The sequence below is a fragment of the Roseospirillum parvum genome (assembly GCF_900100455.1).
GTDB classification, from domain to species: Bacteria; Pseudomonadota; Alphaproteobacteria; order Rhodospirillales; family Rhodospirillaceae; genus Roseospirillum; species Roseospirillum parvum.
In genome coordinates this window covers 108,059-128,026 of record NZ_FNCV01000002.1, presented here as the reverse complement: position 1 = coordinate 128,026, position 19,968 = coordinate 108,059, and the positions used below count along the sequence as shown (strand labels likewise).

General features: G+C 69.9%; 19 protein-coding genes. 11 read left to right on the top strand and 8 right to left on the bottom strand.

The genetic code is table 11. The annotated features are described in order from the left end of the window. The first annotated feature begins 25 nt into the window (after nt 1-25). Nucleotides 26-988 (top strand): UDP-glucuronic acid decarboxylase family protein, encoded by a 963-nt coding sequence (locus BLR95_RS03625; protein WP_092616466.1) that lies wholly within the window; start codon nt 26-28, stop codon nt 986-988. 161 nt (nt 989-1,149) lie between these two features. Here the strand turns inward: BLR95_RS03625 and BLR95_RS03620 are convergent, their stop codons facing one another. From BLR95_RS03620 to BLR95_RS03605, 4 genes are read right to left on the bottom strand one after another with little or no spacing between them, the layout of a single operon-like run. Next, entirely contained in the window at nt 1,150-2,712 is a 1,563-nt protein-coding gene (locus BLR95_RS03620; RefSeq protein ID WP_092615579.1) for a tetratricopeptide repeat protein, read from the bottom strand. Nucleotides 2,713-2,761: 49 nt separating this feature from the next. Further along, nucleotides 2,762-4,924, bottom strand: a complete 2,163-nt coding sequence (locus BLR95_RS03615) for a flagellar hook-basal body complex protein (protein ID WP_092615576.1) — start codon at nt 4,922-4,924, stop codon at nt 2,762-2,764. A gap of 60 nt (nt 4,925-4,984) precedes the next feature. Then, nucleotides 4,985-5,875, bottom strand: coding sequence for a flagellar hook assembly protein FlgD (locus BLR95_RS03610; RefSeq protein ID WP_092615573.1), 891 nt, complete (start codon nt 5,873-5,875; stop codon nt 4,985-4,987). A 14-nt stretch (nt 5,876-5,889) separates the two neighbouring features. Then, entirely contained in the window at nt 5,890-7,713 is a 1,824-nt protein-coding gene (locus BLR95_RS03605) for a flagellar hook-length control protein FliK (protein WP_092615570.1), read from the bottom strand. Nucleotides 7,714-8,039: 326 nt separating this feature from the next. Here BLR95_RS03605 and BLR95_RS03600 point away from each other — a divergent pair, with 326 nt between their 5' ends. Further along, nucleotides 8,040-9,641: a lysine--tRNA ligase gene (locus tag BLR95_RS03600; RefSeq protein ID WP_092615567.1), complete on the top strand. Its 1,602-nt coding sequence runs from the start codon at nt 8,040-8,042 to the stop codon at nt 9,639-9,641. 425 nt (nt 9,642-10,066) lie between these two features. On the opposite strand, the gene BLR95_RS03595 is transcribed toward BLR95_RS03600, so the two are convergent. The 3 genes from BLR95_RS03595 to BLR95_RS03585 form a co-directional block, all read right to left on the bottom strand. Continuing rightward, complete coding sequence (locus tag BLR95_RS03595) at nt 10,067-10,978, bottom strand: branched-chain amino acid aminotransferase (RefSeq protein ID WP_092615564.1); 912 nt, start codon at nt 10,976-10,978, stop codon at nt 10,067-10,069. Between the two features lie 98 nt (nt 10,979-11,076). Next, nucleotides 11,077-11,388, bottom strand: coding sequence for a hypothetical protein (locus BLR95_RS03590; protein ID WP_092615561.1), 312 nt, complete (start codon nt 11,386-11,388; stop codon nt 11,077-11,079). Nucleotides 11,389-11,415: 27 nt separating this feature from the next. After that, the gene (locus tag BLR95_RS03585; RefSeq protein WP_092615558.1) at nt 11,416-12,045 is read right to left on the bottom strand and encodes a S24 family peptidase; all 630 of its coding nucleotides are present in this window, start codon (nt 12,043-12,045) and stop codon (nt 11,416-11,418) included. 249 nt (nt 12,046-12,294) lie between these two features. Here BLR95_RS03585 and BLR95_RS03580 point away from each other — a divergent pair, with 249 nt between their 5' ends. The 9 genes from BLR95_RS03580 to BLR95_RS03540 all read left to right on the top strand — a co-directional run bounded on the left by BLR95_RS03580 (nt 12,295) and on the right by BLR95_RS03540 (nt 18,837). Continuing rightward, complete coding sequence (locus tag BLR95_RS03580; RefSeq protein WP_092615555.1) at nt 12,295-12,696, top strand: hypothetical protein; 402 nt, start codon at nt 12,295-12,297, stop codon at nt 12,694-12,696. Next, nucleotides 12,686-13,141, top strand: coding sequence for a hypothetical protein (locus BLR95_RS03575; RefSeq protein WP_092616463.1), 456 nt, complete (start codon nt 12,686-12,688; stop codon nt 13,139-13,141). The genes BLR95_RS03580 and BLR95_RS03575 overlap by 11 nt, the downstream gene beginning before the upstream one ends. Before the next feature lie 204 nt (nt 13,142-13,345). Continuing rightward, complete coding sequence (locus tag BLR95_RS03570; RefSeq protein WP_092615552.1) at nt 13,346-13,558, top strand: hypothetical protein; 213 nt, start codon at nt 13,346-13,348, stop codon at nt 13,556-13,558. Nucleotides 13,559-13,568: 10 nt separating this feature from the next. After that, on the top strand, nt 13,569-15,227 hold the full coding sequence (locus tag BLR95_RS03565) for a portal protein (protein WP_092615549.1): 1,659 nt from the start codon (nt 13,569-13,571) through the stop codon (nt 15,225-15,227). After that, nucleotides 15,220-15,498 (top strand): Bbp19 family protein, encoded by a 279-nt coding sequence (locus BLR95_RS03560; RefSeq protein ID WP_092615547.1) that lies wholly within the window; start codon nt 15,220-15,222, stop codon nt 15,496-15,498. Before BLR95_RS03565 ends, BLR95_RS03560 begins: the two co-directional genes overlap by 8 nt. Nucleotides 15,499-15,564: 66 nt before the next feature. After that, entirely contained in the window at nt 15,565-16,317 is a 753-nt protein-coding gene (locus BLR95_RS03555) for a capsid assembly protein (RefSeq protein WP_092615544.1), read from the top strand. 300 nt (nt 16,318-16,617) lie between these two features. Continuing rightward, nucleotides 16,618-17,319 carry a CPBP family intramembrane glutamic endopeptidase gene (locus BLR95_RS03550; RefSeq protein WP_092615541.1) on the top strand — a complete coding sequence of 234 codons (702 nt, stop codon included), beginning with the start codon at nt 16,618-16,620 and terminating at the stop codon, nt 17,317-17,319. Between the two features lie 391 nt (nt 17,320-17,710). Continuing rightward, a complete protein-coding gene (locus tag BLR95_RS03545; RefSeq protein WP_092615538.1) occupies nt 17,711-18,529 on the top strand; it encodes a phage capsid protein in 819 nt (272 codons plus the stop codon). A gap of 38 nt (nt 18,530-18,567) precedes the next feature. Next, complete coding sequence (locus tag BLR95_RS03540; RefSeq protein ID WP_092615535.1) at nt 18,568-18,837, top strand: hypothetical protein; 270 nt, start codon at nt 18,568-18,570, stop codon at nt 18,835-18,837. Nucleotides 18,838-18,903: 66 nt separating this feature from the next. On the opposite strand, the gene BLR95_RS03535 is transcribed toward BLR95_RS03540, so the two are convergent. Further along, nucleotides 18,904-19,914 carry a helix-turn-helix domain-containing protein gene (locus BLR95_RS03535; RefSeq protein WP_176787584.1) on the bottom strand — a complete coding sequence of 337 codons (1,011 nt, stop codon included), beginning with the start codon at nt 19,912-19,914 and terminating at the stop codon, nt 18,904-18,906. Nucleotides 19,915-19,968 lie beyond the last annotated feature (54 nt).

Here is a 19,968-nt window from a genome sequence, read left to right as displayed (position 1 = left end):
AAATGGAAACCGGTTGATGGGTCGCATGCCGTATCGTCGTCGTCGGGTGTTGGTCACCGGGGGGGCCGGCTTCCTCGGCTCGCATCTGTGCGAGCGATTGCTCGACGCCGGGGCCGACGTGCTGTGCGTCGACAACTTCTTCACCGGCGGGCGCGACAACATCGTGCACCTGCTCGACCACCCCCACTTCGAGCTGATGCGCCACGACGTGACCTTTCCGCTGTTCGTCGAGGTGGACGAGATCTACAACCTGGCCTGCCCGGCCTCGCCGGTGCACTACCAGCACGACCCGGTGCAGACCACCAAGACCAGCGTCCATGGCGCCATCAACATGCTGGGGCTGGCCAAGCGCCTGGGGGCGCGCATCTTCCAGGCCTCGACCAGCGAGGTCTACGGCGATCCGGAAATCCACCCGCAGCCGGAAACCTATCGCGGCAACGTCAATCCCATCGGCCCACGGGCCTGCTACGACGAAGGCAAGCGCTGCGCCGAGACCCTGTTCTTCGACTATCACCGCCAGCACGGGGTGAACATCCGGGTGGCCCGCATCTTCAACACCTACGGGCCGAGGATGCATCCGGGCGATGGCCGGGTGGTCTCCAACTTCATCGTCCAGGCGCTGAAGGGCGAGCCCATCACTATCTATGGCGAGGGCACCCAGACCCGCAGCTTCTGCTATGTCGATGATCTGATCGACGGCTTCCTCAAGCTGATGGCCGCGCCGGACGAGATCATCGGCCCCATGAACCTCGGCAACCCGGACGAGTTCACCATCCGCCAACTGGCCGAAACCGTCATCGAGCTGACCGGCTCGGGCTCGCGGCTGGTCTTCAAGCCGCTGCCGGCGGACGACCCGATGCAGCGCCAGCCCGACATCACCTTCGCCAGCTCGGCCCTCAAATGGCAGCCCACCATCGCCCTGCGTGACGGCCTGACCAAGACCATTCCGTACTTCGAGGACCTGCTCGCCGGAAGCCGCATGGCCTGAGCTGCAAAGGGGCGCCGCCCCTTTGAACCCCGCTGGGGAGGCCGGGGGCCTCCCCAGACCCCACCATGAATCAAAACCCCACCGAGGGGGGCTTGCCCCCCTCGGTGGGGTTTTAAGTCACGGCGGGGGTCCGGGGGGACCCCTGGTCCCCCCGGCGGGGGTCAAGGGGGCAGCGCCCCCTTGCCGCTCAGCCATTGGGCGACCTCGGCCACCGGCCCGGTCCAGTCGCCGGGTTTGGTCTGCCGGACCAGGGTCAGCGCGGGGTACCAGGGGGTTGAGCTTCCGGTCGGGCCCCAGCGCCAGTCGGCGCCGGTGGGCAACAGGACCAGGGCCGGATGGCCCAGGGCGCCGGCCAGGTGGGCGACGGCGGTATCGACGGTGACCACGGTATCCAGACGCTGGATCAGGGCGGCGGTGGCGGCGAGGTCGGTCAGCCAGGGGGCGGCGTCGAGCAGGGGCGGACTGTCGGGACCGGCGGCCAATTGGGCCCGCGCCCCCACCTGCAGCGAGACCAGCGTGGTCCCGGGCAGGCGACCGAGCGGGGCCAGCAGCCGGGGGTGAAGGCTGCGTCGGCGGTCGTCCTCGTGCTTGGGGTTGCCGGCCCAGACCACCCCGACGCATCGTCCGGCAGGCAACCCGGGCAGGTCGACGTCGGTCGGCGGGCGCAAACAGGGCAGCGCCCCGGGCAGATCGTCGGCGTCGATGCCCAGGCGCTGCGGCAGGCTCATCGCCGGCACCACCAGATCGAGGTCGCCGGGCAGCGCCGCCCCGGCCTCGACCACCCGGGCGGCCCCGGGGGCGCTTTGGAACAGACGGCCGCACCCCGGGTGGCATTGCACGGTCACCTCGGCCCCCCGTTCGGCCAGGGCGGGCAGGAAGCGCAACATCTGGATCATGTCGCCGATGCCCTGCTCGATGGCCACCAGCAGGCGCCGGCCGGCCAGCGGCTGGTCGTGCCACAGCGGCAGGTCGGGCAGGGTGGGGGCGCGGCCCGGGCGCTTCAGGCGCCATTCGTAGAGCGCGAAGCCTTCCTTCAGCCGGCCGGCGGCGAGGCAGGCGGTGGCCAGGTTCCAGTTGGCCTCGGGCAACTCGGGGGCCAGGGCAACGGCGCGGCGCTGCGCCTCGATGGCGCCGGGCAGGCGGTCCAGCCGGCGCCGGGCGACGCCCAGGCCGATCCAGGCGTGAGGATCGTCCGGGGCCAGCCGGGTGGCCTGCCAGAAGGCCTCCAGGGCGGCGCCGGCGCGGCGGCTGCGGAACAGGGCATTGCCCAGGTTGCGCCACACCTCGGGCCGGTTGGGCAGGTCGCGGGCCAGGCCGTGGAGCAGGGGCAGGGCCTCCTCGTCGCGCCGCCGGGCGGTGAGGTGGACGGCCAGGGCGAGCCGCGCCGGGATGGCGCTGGGGGCGGCGGCGATGGCGGCCCGCCAGGCGACCTCCGCGGCGTCCGGCTGGCCCAGTTGGTCGAGCGCCCGGCCGAGCAGGGTCAGCCCCTCGGCGTCGCGCGGCTTGTGCGCCAGCAGGCGGCGGGCGTGGGTGGCCACCTCGGCCGGCCGGCCGAGGTTCTCGGCGGCGCGGGCGGCCAGACGGTTGAGGCGCGGATGGGTTGGGTGCAGCGCCAGCGCGCTGTCGGCCAGGGCCAGGGCCTTGTCGGCCCGACCGGCGGTGAGGTGGGCCTCGACCTGCTCGACCAACGCGCCGGGCGGCGGACCATCGGGGGGGTGGCTCATGGTGACCTCCCCGATGGTGACCTCCCCGAGGGCGTCGGGCGCTTAAGGATCACCGCTTGATGCGGACCAGCTCGTCGAGCATCTCGTCGGAGGTGGTGATGATCTTGGCCGCCGCCGAGTAGGCCCGCTGGGTGGTGATCATGGTGGTGAACTCCTCGCCCAGATCGACCGTGGAGGCCTCCAGGGCGGCCGAGGCGATGGACCCGGCGCCGGCATCGCCGGCCGTGCGCACGGTCGGCTGGCCCGAGCCGTCGGTTTCGATCCAGGCGTTGCCGGTCAGGCTTTCCATGGCGTTGGGGTTGACGAAGGTGGCAATGGGGATCTGGAACACCGGACGGGTGACGCCGTTGTCGAACAGCGCCTGGACGATGCCGTCCTCGCCGATCGACAGGCCGGCGAAGTTGCCGAACTTGGCGCCGTTCTGGGTGATGTAGTTGATCTGATAGGCGTCGCCCTGCTGGGTCAGGCCGTCGGGCACGTTGTAGTTGCCGGCAAACAGGCTGATCGCCGGGCTGCCGCCGCTGGTCACCGTGGTGTCGTTCATGTCGAGCGCGCCGTTGGTCCAGTCGATGTGGATGCGGGCCCGGGGGTCGGCGGCGGTGGCCTCGTCGTTGCCGAAGAACTTGTCCGGCGAGCCGTCGCCGTTGAACTCGACCATGGCCGGGTTGGAGCCCAGCCAGTTCTGGGTGGCGGTGACGCCGGTCACCGTGAAGACGTTGGTGGTGTTGGGGTCCTGCTGCACCGAGGCGATGTTGCCGTTGCTGTCGAGCAGGGCCGAGGTGTCGAACTGGATGTCGTTGGCGTCGGGGATGAAGGTGATGCCGGTGGTGCCGGCCACCCGGCTACCCCATCCGCCGGGCACGGTCGGCGGCACGCCCTGCTGGCTGGCCAGGAAGGCGTTGATGGCCTGGGCGGTGTCGTCGACGATCTCCGACAGCGAGCGCCCGGTGACCTGGATGTTGACCGACGCCGGCGCGGCGACCGCGGCTTCCGGGGTGGCGGCCGAGGAGGTGATGTCGCCGACGCCCAGGCCGCCGCCGATGGAGACCACGTCGTTGGCGGTATCGACCTGGGTCCAGGTGCCTTCGCCGAACTTGCTGGTCATGGTGTTCTGGATCTGGTCGGCGAGGTTCTGGATGTCGGTGTCCAGGGTGCCGGTGGCGGCGACCGAGATGTTGCCGGTGGTCACCGAGTTGTTGCTGTCGAACTCGAAGGTGAAGGTCTCGGTGCCGATGGTCACGTCGATGGTGTCGCCGTCGGCCGGCGGGGTGGTGGTGAAGTCCAGCTCGACCGTCGGCACGTGCACGTCGGTGGCGGCGTTGGAGTAGTTGATGGCGATGTTGGTCGCGTTGTGGGTGAACGACAGCGACGAGCCGTTGGCCGGGATGCCGGTGTCGCGGAAGTCGAGCCGGCCGGCCGAGTAGTAGATGCCGTTGTTCTGGTCGCGCAACTGCACCGAGGCCGAGCCGGCGGGCGGCTCGATGATGGTGCCCCAGGCGTTGGTGCCGCTCTTGAACCACGTGTAGTTCAGGTTGTGGGCGTTGCCCAGGCTGTCGTACATCAACATGTTGGTCTTTTCGGTGCTGTTGATGTCGACCCCGGAGGGCAGGTTGGCGCCCAGCGACATGGTCGTGGTGGCGGTGGCGGTGCCGCCGATGGTGTTCAGGTTGAGGCCGCGCAGGTTGGTGGCGTCGATCACGTTGTCGTTGACGTAGGTGATCTCGCCGGCATCGTTCTTGTAGGCCTTCATGTAGGTGTTGTTGCCGACGGTGACCTGGCTCGCCGTGGTCGTGCCGTCCCAGGTCTGCAGCGGCCAGCCTTGCAGGTAGAAGCCGCCGACGTTGGTCAGGTAGCCGTCGGAATCGACCTTGAACGAGCCGGCCCGGGTGTAGGCGTAAAGGTCCCCGGAGGAAGGCACGCTGGCCTGGTTGGTGATGAAGAAGCCCTGGCCCGAGATGCCGATGTCGGTCGACGAGGTGGTGGCCTGCAACAGGCCCTGCACGTCCACCCCCTGGCGCGGCGCCGACTGCACGCCGCCCGGCGAATACTGGGTCAGCGACACCTGCTTGGTGACCAGCGTCTTGAAGTTCACCTTCGAGCCCTTGTAGCCGATGGTGTTGACGTTGGTCACGTTGTCGGCGATGGCCCCCATGGCGCTGGACTGCGAGGCAAGGCCGGAAACGCCGGAAAAGAGTGCACCATAGAGCGACATCGTCGTTACTCCTGATCAAGCTCGGCCCGCCGCTTTCGGACAGGGCGCGGTCAAGTCCCTTTAGGTGGTGGTCTGCTCGTCGTCGTCGCCGGTGGCGGTGTCGTCGGCAGTATCGTCGGTGGCCGTATCGTCGCCGGTGGTGTCGTCACCGGTGGTATCGTCGCCGGCGGTGTCGTCACCGGTTTCGCCGGTTTCGCCCGTCGTGTCGTCGCCGTCGTCGGCGCCGGTCAGGGCGTCCAGGATGTCCTGCAGCACGCTGCTGTCGTCATCTTTGTCGTCGATGCCCTGGTAGTTGTCGCTGATCGCCAGCACCTTGCTCATCGGCACGCCGACGCCGTCCATGGACAGAAGCATCTCGTCATCGACCGTGGTGATGCCGGTGACCTTGCCGAACACCGTGGTCCAGGTGTCGATCTGGCCTTCGTTCGGCCCCAGGGCGGTGACCACCACCTCGTAGGCCCCGTCTTCCAACTGATTGCCGTAGGAATCGAGGCCGTCCCAGTTGAGGGCATGGACGCCGGCGGTGGTCTTGCCCTCGAACATGCGGACCACGGTGCCGGTGCTGTCCTTGATGGCGATCCAGGTCTCGCTGGCGTCCTCGGCCAGGCCGTAGGCCAGCTTGGCCTTGCCGTCCTGCAGCGGGACGCGGGTCGATTCCGCCTCGATGGTCGAGCCCAGGTAGTTCACCGCCATGGCCTGCTGGGTGGCGGTCTGGCTGATCAGCAGGTTCTCCAGGTTTTCGTTCTGGTAGATCTGCTGCTCGACCTGGGCGAACTGGACCAGCTGGTTGGTGAACTCGGTGGAGTCCATGGGCGACAGCGGGTCCTGGTTCTGCAACTGCGCGGTGAGCAGGGTCAGGAAGGTGTCCAGATCCTGGACCAGCTTCTGGCGCGACTGCTGCGAGGCGGTCAATCCGGTCTGGGCGGCGACTTGGGAAACGGCGTCAGCCATCGGTCGTGTTCCTTCTAGACCCGGACATCGACGCCACCGCGGGCGGCGGCCCGCTGGCTGGCGATCTGCTGGGCATCGAGCGAGGGACCCTCGAGGCCGTCGTCATCGGCCACGGTGGGGTAGGGCGAGCGACCCTGGCCGGCGCCCTTCTGCTGGCCGCCCTCGCCGCGCAGCGAGAAGGACAGGCTTTGCTGGTCGGCCTTCAGGCCGGCGTCGCGCAGCGACTGTTCCAGGGCCCGGGCGTCGTTCTTCAGCATCTCCAGGGTGTCGGCCTTGTCGGCGGTGATGGTGGCGTTGACCCGGCCATCGCCGCCCATCTCCAGGCGCACGTCGATGCGGCCCAGGTTTTCCGGCTTGAGCTGGATCTTGATCGAGTCCTGGCCAGCGCTGGCGCCGCGGGTGATCTCCACCTTGACCTGTTCGACCACCTGGCGGGCGGTCTCGTTGCCCTGCGCGGTGTGGGCGGTCGGGGCGCGGCTGGCGGTGTGGGTGGTCTGGCCGGTCTGCTGGGCCTGTCCGCCCTCGCCAGAGAGCAGGCCCTGGAAGGTGCCGCCCTGGCTGGTGGCGGTGGGCTGCACGGTCTGGGTGGCGGCCGAGGCGGTGGTGCCGGTGGCCCCGCTCGCCTGACTGCTCCCCTGCACCCCGCTGCCCTGGGCGGTCTGGCCGCCGGTGGGCGGGGTGACCGGGCGGGCGGCGCCCTGCTGCTGGGCGGCGGCGGCCATGGCCTGTTGCTGTTGCTGACCCTGCTGGAGGACCCGGTTGGCCGGCCCCTCGCTGGTGCCCTGGCCGCTGCCCTGGCCGGCGCCGGTGGGCTGGCCGGTCCACGGGTCGGTCGGCGCGCTCTGGGTCTGGGCGGTGCGCTGGGCGCTGGCTGTCTCGGTGGTGGTGGCACGGGCCTGGCCGTCGACGCGCACTTCCACCTTCACCTTGGTTCCGTCGTCCACCGACTTGGCCATCTCGGCGGCCTGACGGGCGGCGGCCTCGGTGGTCGAGCGGGTCTCGGTGGTGGCGTTGGCGGTGGCGTTGGCGCGGGCCTGTGCCGCCTGACCGCCCTGGGCGGCCTGGGTCTGGCCGTCGCCCTGGGGCGCGGTCTGGGCCTGGGGCTGCCCCGACGCCTGTCCGCCCTGGCCGGCGGTCTGGCTGTTGGCCGCCTTGGCCACCGGCGTGGCGGCCTGATCGGCCCCCTTGGTGGTCGTCTCGCTGTTGGCGGCGGCCTGCTGCTGCGGCGTCTGCACGGTGGCGGCGGCCGCCTGCTGGGTCGTCTGGTTGGCCTCGGTGTTGCCCTTGGCCGCCTGCTCGCCGGTCGGCTGGCCATCGCCCTGGGTGGCGGTCTGCTCGCCTTGGCTCGGCGTCTCGGCGTTTTCGGCGGAGTCGGCTGGCTTGGCGTCGGCCGTGTCGGTGGGCTTGGCCGTGTCGGTCGGCCCTTCGGCCGGGCGATCATCCTTGGCGGCGGTCTCGCGGGGCTCCGCCTCGCGCGGCGCGTCGGTCGCGGTGTCGTCGTCCCGCTCGGCACGGCTGTCGTCGTCGCGGCCGCGCGGCTCGTCGTCGCGCGGCCGGGCGGGCTCGGCTTCCTCGGCGCGCGCCGTCTCGGTCTCGCGGGGGGCGGGCTCGGGCGAGGGCTCGGCATCCAGCGACATGACCACCGAACTGGTCAGCTCCGACACCGCGTTGCCAGCCTGCACGGCGCGCTGGGCGGCCAGCAGGGCGTCGCTGAACGAGGTGCCGCCGCCAACCAGTCCGCTGGCATCGGTGCGCCCGGTGCCGTTGGACGACTGGCTGTTCCGGCCCTGGGTCTCCAGGCCGGGAACGACGGTGGTGGTAACGGTGCTGGCGTCCATGGCGCGGCATCCCGGAGGTTGGATCGGCTGCCCTGCCGACCGGAGGGGCAGGTTGCCCGGCGGGCAGGTTACCCCTCGTGCAGGCGGGCAGCCGGAAACACGAAGTCGCGACCAGGGCAGCAAGCCCCGGGCCAAACCGGCAAGCCTTTGTGAATCAAGCTTCTGTCGTTGGGGTCGTCGATCCTGGGGCGATCCGGCGGGCAAATCCTGCCGAGCCCCGACGGTCCCCGACGGGCAGCTTCTGCCGGCCCCTTCCCATGTCCCGCGATCCGGTCTAGCTTGCCCCGGTTTTCCCGTTCTTCCCTCAACCCACCGGAACCACCCCCATGTCCGTCGATGCCGTCACCGATCCCGCCCGCCAGTCCCCGGCCTGGCCGTTCCAGGAAGCCCGCGCCCTGCTCGACGACCAGCTGAAAGGGAAGCTGCCGGAAAAGGGCTACGTGCTGTTCGAGACCGGCTACGGCCCCTCCGGCCTGCCCCACATCGGCACCTTCGGCGAGGTGGTGCGCACCACCATGGTGCGGCGCGCCTTCATGCGTCTGGCTCCGGACATGCCGACCCGCCTGTTCGCCTTCTCCGACGACATGGACGGCCTGCGCAAGGTGCCCGACAACATCCCCAACAAGGAGATGGTGGCCCAGCACCTGGGCAAGCCGCTGACCCGCATCCCCGATCCCTTCGGCACCCACGAAAGCTTCGGGCACCACAACAACGCCCGGCTGCGCGCCTTCCTCGATTCCTTCGGCTTCGAGTACGAGTTCCAGAGCGCCACCGAGCACTACACCTCGGGCAATCTCGATGCCGCCCTGCTCCGGGTGCTGGCCAACTACGAGGCGGTGAAGAAGGTGGTGCTGCCCACCCTGGGCGAGGAACGCCGGGCCACCTACGCCCCCTTCCTGCCCATCTGTCCGCGCACCGGGGTGGTGCTCCAGGTGCCGATTTTGGAGACCGACGTCGAGGCCGGGACCATCGTCTATGAGGACCCGGAAACCGGGCAGAAGGTGGAAACCCCGGTCACCGGCGGGGCCTGCAAGCTGCAATGGAAGGCCGACTGGGGCACCCGCTGGTACGCCCTGGACGTGGACTACGAGATGTCCGGCAAGGACCTCATCGATTCGGTCAAGCTGTCGACCCGCATCTGCCAGATCCTGGGCGGGCGGCCGCCCAAGACCCTGACCTACGAGCTGTTCCTCGACGACAAGGGGCAGAAGATCAGCAAGTCCAAGGGCAACGGCCTGGCGGTCGACGAGTGGCTGGCCTACGCCCCCTCGGAAAGCCTGGCCCTGTTCATGTACCAGAAGCCCAAGGCAGCCAAGCGGCTGTACTTCGACGTCATCCCGCGCACCGTGGACGACTACCTGGCCCACCTCGCCGCCTTCCCCGGGCAGGACGAGGCCGAACGCCTGAACAACCCGACCTGGCACATCCACGACGGCGCCCCGCCGGCCGAGCGGGCCGGGCTGTCGTTCTCGCTGCTGCTCAATCTGGTCAACGTCTGCCACACCGAGGACCCGGCCGTGCTGTGGCGCTACATCGCCGCCTACGACCCCGAGGCCAACCCCGAAACCGATCCCCTGTTGGCCCGGCTGGTCGATCACGCCATCGCCTACTACCGGGACTTCGTGCGCCCGGCCAAGCAGTACCGCACCCCCACCCCGGCCGAGGTCACGGCGCTCAAGGAGCTGCGGGCGGAGTTGGCCGGCCTCTCCGCCGACGAGGCCCACGACGGCGCCCTGGTCCAGAACCGGGTCTACGAAGTGGGCAAACGCCACGCCGACACCTTCCCGGCCCTCAAGGACTGGTTCAAGGCCCTCTACCAGATCCTGCTCGGCCAGGACCAGGGCCCGCGCATGGGCGGCTTCTTCGCCCTGTTCGGCCAGCAAGACTCCCTGGCCCTGATCGACAAGGCCATCACCGACGAGGCGTGAGGGCGCGCACGCCCCAAGGCATGCGATGAGCGGGGGCGTTGCCCCCGTACCCCCACCGGGGGATCGAAGGCGATCCCCCGGACCCCCTCCATTCCTTGCTGTGAAACGCCGGCAGCGGCTTGAATTCGGATGGGGTTGGGTGCGGGCCAGCTTTGCTGGCCCGCGTGAACAAACACCAAGGAAATGGCGCAAAGAGGCGTGGATCAAGCCCGCGCAGGGCCGCTGTGCGGTGGTTTTTGGTTCCGCAGGCCAGCGAAGCTGGCCTGCACCCAAACACCACTCGCGCCCGGCAACTTGCGCCGGCAACTTGCGCCCGGCAATTGCCTTGGCGTTCTGCTCCAACGACCTGGCGGGGTCCGGGGGGACCCAGTCCCCCCGGCGGGGATTTAAAGGGGCGGAGCCCCTTTATGACTCCTGCCTGTGCCCTACGCCGCGGCGTCGACGAAGCGGCAGTTGCGGGCGAATTCCCAGTAGAGGTCGCGGGCTTTCTGGTACATCGGGCCGGGTTTGAAGCTTTTGTCTTCCAGCCGGGTGAGCGGGCCGACCTTCTGGTAGTTGCCGGTGGCGAAGATTTCGTCGGCTTCGAACAGTTCGTGGTAGGCGACGGCTTTTTCCACCACGTCCACGCCGGCGTCGCGCAACAGCTTGATCACCCGTTGGCGGGTCAGGCCGTTGAGGAAGGTGCCGTTGGCCATGGGGGTGTAGACCACGTGGTCGCGGGCGTAGAACAGGTTGGTGTAGGCGAATTCGGCGACATTGCCGATGGGGTCGAGCATGACGGCGGTATCGAAGCCGGCCTGATTGGCGGCTTTCACGGCCCGGCTGACGTTGGGGTAGAGGCAGCTTGCCTTGGCGTCGGTGGGGGCGGTGTCGCGGGCCGGGCGGCGGAAGCGTGACAGGTGGGCCGAGAAGCCCTTGGGCTCGGGCAGCGGGCTTTCCCACAGGGTGAGGGCGAAGCGGGTGCTGGCCGGATCGGGCACGATGAAGCCGCTGTCGGCGTAGAACATGGGGCAGATGTAAAGCTCGGTCGAGGGCGGGAAGTGGGCGATGCCTTCCCAGGCCAGCTCGGCGATTTCGAAGCCGGTCAGCATGGGTTCCAGACCCAGGATGCGGGCGCTGTCGACGGCCCGCTGGCAGTGCCGGTTGAGGTCCGGGGCGGCGCCGTCGAAGTAGCGGGCGCCATCGAACACCACCGAGGACAGCCAGACCCCGTGGGTGCGCGGGCCGAGCAGGCCGGGGTTGCCTTCGTGCCAGGTACCGTCGGCGAAGACCAGGGAGCGCCCACCGGTGCTTTTCGGGCGCGGATCTGGCAGGGGGGGGGCGTCGGAGGCGTTCATTGTCTTTGTGGGGCTTTCTGGAGCTTTCTGGCGTCTTGTGGCCGGCAGTATTGCGACTCCCTGTCACCATAGCGGCCCTGGCCCCGGGTTGTCCAATGTCACCGGGACGGTCGGCGTGCCTTTGCGGCGCTGGCGCGCAGGGTGGCGAGACGCCGGCCGAGGTGGGCCAGTCGGCGGTCGCCCGGGGCGACGGGGCCGAGGCGGCGGCGGCGGGCGGCGAGCTCGGCCCGGGTGGTGGCGCAGAGGTCGGCCAGGACGGCGGCCGGATCGGCCGCTGGGGGGCGGTCGTGGGGCGGCTGCTCCCAGGCCGGCACCGGGCCGTCGAAGCGCCGCGCGGTGGCCGGGTCGGCGGCGAACAGGCCGGCCAGGGCGCGCCGGTCGGGGGGTGGGGTCGTGGTGGGTGGGCTCACTGGGGTGGGCTCACTGGGGGAGTGGGCTCACTGGCTGACCCACAGCACCCGGGCCACCCAGTCCATTTCCGGGCCGTCCAGGGTGCGGTCGGGATAGTCCGGGTTGATGGAGCGCAACTCCAGCCGGTTGGCGGTCTGGCGGACCAGTTCCTTGACCATCACCTCGCCGCCGGTGGTGCGGGCCACCACGCGGTCGCCGCGGCGCAGCCGGGCGTTGGGCGAGACGACGAGGTAGTCGCCGTCGCGGTAGGCCGGTTCCATGCTGTCGCCGGCCACTTCCAGGGCGTAGGCGTTGGGGTCGCCCAGTTCGGGGAAAAGAATCTCATCCCAGCCACCGCCGATGGGGAAGCCGGCGTCGTCGAAGTAGCCGGCCTCGCCGGCCTGGGCGAGGCCGATCAGGGGAATGCGGCGATAGGCGGCGCGGTCGGCGTTGCTGTCCATCAGGGCGACCAGATGGCTCATCGAGGTGCCGGTGCTGTCGACCACCTTGGCCAGGCTTTCGGTGCTGGGCCAGCGCAGTCGGCCGCCCGGGGTGGCCCGCTTGCTTTTGTTGAAGGTGGTCGGGTCGAGGCCCGCCTTGCGGGCCAGTCCGGAGACCGACAGTCCGCATTCCTCGGCGAGTCGATCGATGGCCCGCCAGATATCGGCATGTTTCATGGTCGAGGTTCCTGCTGGAGGTGGGGGCGGGTGGCGGGGTGAGGGGGCCTGGGGGCGAGGCCGACCGGTGGGCATTGTAAACCTATGATTGCCGCTCCCGGCGGCATTGTCCAGGGAAAAAATCACTAAACCGCCGTGGAGAAAGCGAAAAGGCCTTATTGCAAGCATTAATGGCCAAAATAGGCTTGTGGTCCTTTCAAAAATGCGCTACCAGCAACAACCATAAGCCATCGCTTTCGGACAACCACCATGAAGAAGCTAACCCCCCGTCCCCTGCCAGAGGCTGCCGCCACCGAGCCCTTTGCCGATGCCGAGGAGGCCTGGTTGTGGTTCTGGCACTGCCAGCGGCTGCGGGACTCCAGGGTGCGGCTGGAACGCTCCGGCGACCGGGCGGGGCGGCCCTGCGATCCCGACGACATCTATCGCGCGGTGCGGCGGTTGCAGGCCGCCGGACGGTTGGGGCGGGGGCATCTGCTGGTGCTGGTGCGCTACGGCCAGCGCCAGCGGCCGCCCGATCCCCGCCTGCCCGAGGAGGCGGTGCATGCCGACCTGTGGCGGGCCGGGCTGGACCGCCTGCACCGGGCGCTGGCCGACAAGGGGCTGGTGCAGCCTTTGAAAACCGGCGAGTCGGGGGATGGTCATGGGAGGTGATGCCGCCGCCCTGATGGCCGCCGCCGGGCTGGCCCCGCCGTGGCGGCGGGCCCTGGTGGTGTTCACCGACTCGCGCCGGGTGTGGTGGCTCAGGGGGCTACGCCCCGGCTTTCGCCACTGCCTGGTGATTCTCGAATCGGCGCGGACCTGCGTGGTGCTCGATCCACTGTTGCAGGGGGTCGAGGTGCGCCTGCTGCCCAGCCCCGGGTTGCCCGAACTGCTGGTCCGCCTCAAGGCCGAGGGGGCGACCGTGGTGAGTTGCCGGCCGTGCCGCCCGATGCCGCGCATGGTGCCGCCGCGCCCCTTCACCTGCGTCGAGCTGGTCAAGCGGGTGCTCGGTATGCGGGCGCCGTGGGTGTTGACCCCCTGGCAGCTTCATTGCCGCATTCGGTCCTTGGAAAAGGAAAAAAACCTGTTGACGAGACGATCTTCGGGTTGTACATAGGGGTCAGCCGCCGGGAGACGTGTGTCCGCCCCGGGGCGTCCCCCTCGGTCGCCCCGCCCGCTTCACCGATCCCGCGTCGCCCTTGCCATCGTTCCCGTCCTGCCCGCCCCGACCGGTCCATCCGGCGGGGTTTTTTCGTCGCCGGCCCCGGACATCCCGTCCGGGGCCGTTTTCGTTGTCCCCGCAGCATGAAGGAGATCCGCCATGGGTTCCCTGTTTTCCAGCCCCGCGCCGCCGCCCGCCCCGGTCTACGAGCCCGGTCCCGATCCCGAGGTCGAGGCGCGCAAGCAGCGCCTGGCCGAGATGGAGCGCCGCCGGCGCGGTCGGAACGGCCTGATCGCCACCGGCGAGCGCGGCCTTTTGAGCGCCGCCGAAAGCGGCGCCGGGGTGACGCGCAAGACCCTGCTTGGCGAATAGGAGGCGCGCCATGTCCGTTTCGCCCTTTCCCGCCCAACCGCGCGGCGGCGCGTCGCAGGCGGGGCACGACATCGCCGCCTTGACCCGGCGCTACCGGGCCGCCCTGGCCCGGCGCGACGCCTGGCAGGGGCTGTGGCGCGACTGCGTCGCCTTCACCCTGCCCCAGCGCGACACCAACTTCGGCGAGGCCGCGCCCGGGGCGCCGCGCGGCGACCGCCTGTTCGACGGCACCGCCCCGGATGCGGTCGACCAGTTGGCGGCCAGCCTGCTCGCCGAGCTGACCCCGCCGTGGGCCCGCTGGTTCGGGCTGGCCCCCGGGTCGGAGTTGTCCGAGGCCGAGCGCGAGGCCGTCGCGCCGCGCCTGGAAACCACCGCCGAACGCCTGAAGACCCACTTCGAGCGCTCCAACTTCAGCGTCGAGATCCATCAGGCCTATCTCGACCTGATCACCGTCGGCACCGCCTCGATCCTGTTCGAGGAGGCGCGTCCCGGTGGCCCCAGCGCCTTCCGCTTCACCGCCGTGCCGGCCACCGAACTGGCCCTGGAGGAGGGGCCGGAGGGGCGCCTGGACGTCACCTTCCGGCGCAGCGACATGCGCCGCGACACGCTGGCGGCGCGCTTTCCCCAGGCGACCCTGCCGCCCGACCTGGAGCGGCGGGCCGAACACGATCCCGAGGCCCGTTTCGCGGTCATCGAGGCGGTGATTCCCGATGGCGGGGCCTATGCCTACACCGCCTTCCTCGACCTCGGCGAGGCGGGCGGCGCCGGCGTCGACGAGGACCTGAAGCTGGCCCAGGGGCGCTTTGCCCGCTCGCCGTTCATCAACTTCCGCTGGATGAAGGCGGCCGGCGAGGCCTATGGCCGCTCGCCGGTGATGAAGGCGCTGCCCGACATCAAGACCGCCAACAAGGTGGTCGAGCTGATCCTCAAGAACGCCTCGATCAGCGTCACCGGCATCTGGCAGGCCGACGACGACGGGGTGCTCAATCCGGCCAACATCAAGCTGGTGCCTGGGGCGATCATCCCCAAGGCGGTGGGCAGTCAGGGCCTGACCCCGCTCGCCGCGCCGGGGTCGTTCGATGTCTCGCAACTGATCCTGGAGCAGTTGCGCGGCCGCATCACCCACGCCCTGCTGGGCGACCGCCTGGGCCAGATCGACGCCCCGGCGATGACCGCCACCGAGGTGCTGGAACGCTCGGCCGAGATGGCCCGCATCCTGGGCGCCACCTACGGCCGCCTCCAGGCCGAGCTGTTGACCCCGCTGGTCGCCCGGGCGCTGGGCATCCTGGCGCGGCGCGGCGACGTGCCGGGGCTGGTCATCGACGGCCGGGTGGTCGAGCTCAAGTACCTCTCGCCGCTGGCCCGCCAGCAGGCCAGGAAGGATGCCGGAGCGGTGCTCCAGTGGCTGGGCTCGCTCAGCCAGTTGGGGCCGGCCGGCATGGCCGCCGTCGATGGCGCGGCCACCGCCCGCTGGCTGGGCCGGGCCATGGGCGTGCCCGAGGACCTGATGCGCTCGGCCGAGGAGGCCCAGGCCGAGGGGGGCGATGTCCAGGCCCTGCTCGGGGCGCTGGGGCCGCTGCTCCAGAAGCTGGGCGGCCAGGGCGGCCAGGGCGGCGCCCCGATGGCGGCCGCCGCCGGGCCGATGGCCGGGGAGGGGGGCGATGTCTGAGCCCGTTCTGCCCCCGATGGCGTCGCTGGGTGGCGGCTGGGAGTCGCTGGAGCGGCGCCCGGCCGATCCCGACCAAACACCCGACCATCTGGCGCGCGCCTTCGCCCGCTGTTTCGCCGGCCCCTCCGGCGAGCTGGCGCTGGCCCACCTGGAGTCCCTGACCCGTCAGCGGGTGCTCGCCCCCGAGGCCGGCGACGCGGCGCTGTGGCACCTGGAGGGCCAACGCCACCTGGTCGCCCGCATCCTGGCCCTGATCGCGGCCGGGCGATAAGGCCGCGCCACCCGGCCCGGCTGTTTCGTGTTTCACCCATCCTTCCCAATCTAGGAGACCGATCCCATGACCGATTCCCTGCTCACCGCCAGCCCGCGCGAGGTGGCCGATGCCGCCGACGGGGTGGACAAGCCGGCCTGGCTGCCCGCCAAGTTCTGGGACAGCAAGAAGGCCGATGTGCGCGTCGAGACCCTGGCCAAGGCCTATGTGGAGCTGGAAAACCGCCTGCACGCCCTGACCTCGGGCGGCGGCAAGGGCGACCCCAAGCTCGACAAGGTGCGCGCCGCCATGGGCGTGCCGGGCTCGCCCGATGCCTACCGGATCACCGTCAACCCGGTGCTCGGCGGGCCGGACGGCGAGGTCAATCGCCGCCTGCACCAGGCCGGCTTCACCGAGGCCCAGGCCCAGGTGGTCTACGACCTGGCCGCCGAGCGCCTGCTGCCGGCGGCCGAGGCGATGGCCGCCGACTTCGAGGCCGACCGCCAGCTCGCCCGTCTGGTCGAGCACTTCGGCGGCGAGGAAGCCTGGGGCGAGGTGTCGCGCCAGCTTCTCACCTGGGGCCAGGCCAACCTGCCGCCGGGGGTGCTCGATGCCCTGTCGGGCACCTTCGAGGGGGTGCTGGCCTTGAAGGGCATGATGGAGAAGGGCGGCGAGCCGGGCCTGATGGGCACCGGCGGGCCGCGCCCGGCGAGTGCCCGCGAGGACGAGCTGAAGGCGATGATGCGCGATCCCCGCTACTGGCGCGACCGCGACCCGGCGCTGATCGACAAGGTGGCCCAGGGCTTCAAGCGCCTCTATCCGGGGCAGTCCCAGGGCTGAGGCGCGGGGGCCTCGGCCCCCGGACCCCCCGATTGGGGAGGCCTTTCAAGGCCTCCCCAAACCCCTCCAAGCCTTTTTTGGTTCCGCGGCCCGGCTTCGCCGGGCTGCAATCAACCCCCGCCTGAGTTCGGCTCGAACCGAGCGTATCGCTCCCATGAAAGGAGGGGGTCCGGGGGACGCCCGGCGTCTCCCGGCGGGGTCTAAGGGGCGGAGCCCCTTTTTTGCCTCGCCGATGCGCAAACCGTTTCACACGACTCTGCGAAACAGGCAGTTTGATCCGTGGTTCACGGAAAGGGTGCCATGTCCGGATCATCTCCGCCGTCGGTTCCAAGGCCTGCCGCCGCCCGTTTGTGGCTCGCGGTGGGCTTGGCTTTCTTGCTCGGCAAGGTGCTGGTGCCGCTGGGTTTTTCGTTGCTTGCCGGCGACGGGTTGCGGCTGGATGGCATGGCCGTTTACGGGGCCGACTGGGCGGGGCGGGTCGTGTTGCTGGCCGTTCTGTTGGCGCGGCCGGAGGTGCGTCGCCTGTTGCGCTTTTCCGAGGGCGGCTGGGGGCGGGCTGTGGTGGCGACCCTGGGCATCGGGGTGGTGGTGCCCCTGGTTGTGATCATCTTCGACTTCGCCTGGGTTGTCGGGCGGGTGGACATGTGGTTTTCCGCCTTTCCGCCGATCGTGACCTGGGCGCCCCTTTCCGGTGGCTGGTTGTGGTTCGACCTGACGGTCGGTCTGCTGCTGGTCGCGCTGAGCGAGGAGTTGGTGTTTCGCGGCCTGGGGCCGGCCGCCTTGGCGGATCGCCCGGCGGTTCTGCGGGTCGTGGTGCCGACACTGCTGTTCGTGCTGATCCATTGGCACCGGGGATTGGCGGGCATGGTGTGGGTGGTGCCGTTTGGTCTGTTGGCGGCTCTGTTGGCGCTCAAGCCTGGGCGCCTGCCGGGGCTGATCGCCGCCCACTACCTGATCAACCTTTGGGTCTTCCTGCCTGCCCGAGTTGATGGCTCCGCCTGACTCCTGAAGGTTTTTTTGGTTCCGCGCCCCGGCTTCGCCGGGGTGCCATCGAGCCACGCCTGAGTTCGGCTCGGGCCGGGCGCCTTGCCTCCATGAAAGGCGGGGGTCCGGGGGACGCCCGGCGTCCCCCGGTGGGGGTTCGGGGGCAACGCCCCCGAGCCTCTGCCTCACCTCTTTCCCTTCCCTGACCACGGGAGAACCGCCGCCCTTTTTTGCTGAAGGGCACGCGGCCCTGGTGGTCCTTCGCTGACCCGTTTCGGAGATGTCCAGCGCGGCCCGGGCGGCGTCCTGTCATTTGGCGGGGCTGCCACAACCCGGGCCGTGGGTGGTCGGCGTTGTCTCTTTTTCCGCTTTCAAGCCAATCCAACCCAATCCAACGGAGACACCGTCCATGACGACGACCGTCGATCTTTCCTTCGTCAAGCACTTCGAGAGCGAGGTGCATCTCAACTACCAGCAGATGGGCTCGAAGCTGCGCAACACCGTGCGCACCCGCAACAACATCCAGGGCAGCACGGTGACCTTCCAGAAGGTGGGCAAGGGCACCGCCGCGACCAAGGCCCGGCACGGCAAGGTGCCGGTGATGAACGTCGATCACGAGCCGATCAGTTGCACGCTGTACGACTACTACGCGGGCGACTGGGTGGACCACTTCGACGAGCTGAAGCAGGCCCACGACGAGCGCCACGTGGTGGCCAAGGCGGGGGCCTATGCGCTGGGCCGCAAGAGCGACGAGCTGATCATCAACCAGCTCGACACCTCGACCAACTACGCCCTGGACGGCACCACCGCGCTGACCAAGGAGAAGGTGCTGACCGCCTTCGAGATGCTGGGCGAGGCCGATGTGCCGGATGATGGCGAGCGTTATGCCATCGTCGGCTGGAAGCAGTGGTCGGACCTGATGGGCCTCGAGGAGTTCGCCAGCGCCGACTACGTGGGCGACGACGCGCTGCCGTGGAAGGGCACCCAGGCCAAGCGCTGGCTGGGTTCCTTGTGGATGCCCCACTCGGGGCTGACCAGGAGCGGCACCGTTCGCTACTGCTACTGGTACCACAAGACGGCCATCGGTCATGCCATCGGGGCCGACGTGAAGACCGACGTCACCTGGCACGGCGACCGGGCGGCTCACTTCGTCAACAACATGATGTCGCAGGGTGCCTGCCTGGTCGATGGCTCGGGCGTCGTCAGCCTGCGCTGCCTGGAAAGCTAGGCTGCGCCAGCCTCTCAACCAAAAGGAGATAAACGAGAATGTCCTACGAGAGCAAGAACCTGTCGGTGCTGGCCTACGCCAACGGCTTCACCCTGTGGCACTACACCAGTGGCGACACCGCCGCCCAGGTGGCCGGGTCCGGCTACTTCAACGAGGCGGCCGACATGCTGCGCGTCGGCGACATCATCGTCGCCAACGTGGACACCGACGGTTCGCCGGCGGCCGGGCTGTTCCTGATCAACGCCAACAGCGCCGGCACGGTCGACGCGGCCAACATGACCGAGGTCGGCGGCAGCGACGCGGGCTGAGCAGGCTCCCCCATGGTCACCCGGCGGCCCCGTTGCGGCGGGGCCGCCGGCTGGTCCGGCGGTTGGTTACTCGGCCGCCTGGTTCTGGGTCGCCGCGCCGTTGCCCCGCTGGCGGCGGATGTAGCGCCCCGGGGGCTCGCCGAAGCGTTCGCGGAAGGCGTTGGAGAAGTTGGTCACGTAGCGGAAGCCGACGGCCTCGGCGACCTCCTTCACCGGCAGGCCGCGGTCGACCAGCAGATGGCGCGCCAGATCGAGCCGGCGTTCCTTGAGCAGGCCGTGCGGGGTGGCGCCGAAGGTCTGGACGAACTCGCGCACCAGACGTTTCTGGCTGATGCCGGCGGCGGCGGCCAACTCGCCCAGGGTGGGCGGGTCGGTCAGGCGCTCCATCAGGCCTTCGCGGATGGCGTACAGGCGCTCGATGTCGGGCCGGCGGGGGCTGCCGTGGGGTCCGGGCAGCGGGCGCGAGCCATCCAGCGGCTCGGCCATCTGCACGGCCAGCAGTTCCAGCACCTTGCCTTCCATGTAGATTTCGCGCAGCCGGCCGCTGTAGGGACAGGCCAGGATCTCGCTCAGCACGGCCCGGATGCGCGGCCCGATGCGGCCCTTCATGGCGAACGGTGGGCATGCCTCGCCGGCGGCGAAGGCGCGGATCGGTTCGGGCAGGGCGAGGCCGTTCATCAACTCGGCCGCCGGTCCGCGTCCGAGCAGCACCGACACCGCCAGGACCGGCCGGCCCGGCTGGAGCTCGAAGCGGCCCTCGGCCTGATCGGGCAGGAAGGCCAGGGTCTCGGTCCGTTCGATGGCGAGCTTGCCGTCGATGCCCGGCAGGTGCCCGATCATCGCCCCGTCGAGCAGGAAGATGCCGGCCAGCAGGGGATCGTCATCGGGCAGCTTCAGGTCCAGGGTGACCGGGCGCGACACGCTGACCTCCAGGCGGTTCACGGCCAGTCCGGGGCGGATCCAGAAAAACTCCATCTCGCCCTGGCAGCAGGCGCTGGGCAGGTCGACCCGGGGCGCCGGCGGCACCGAGTGGAGCAGTTCGGACTGCGGGTCATGGACGAGGCATTCGTAGTTCATTGTCGATGTGATTCGCTCTGTCATGGTGGCCCCCACGGCAGTTGGGAGGAAGGA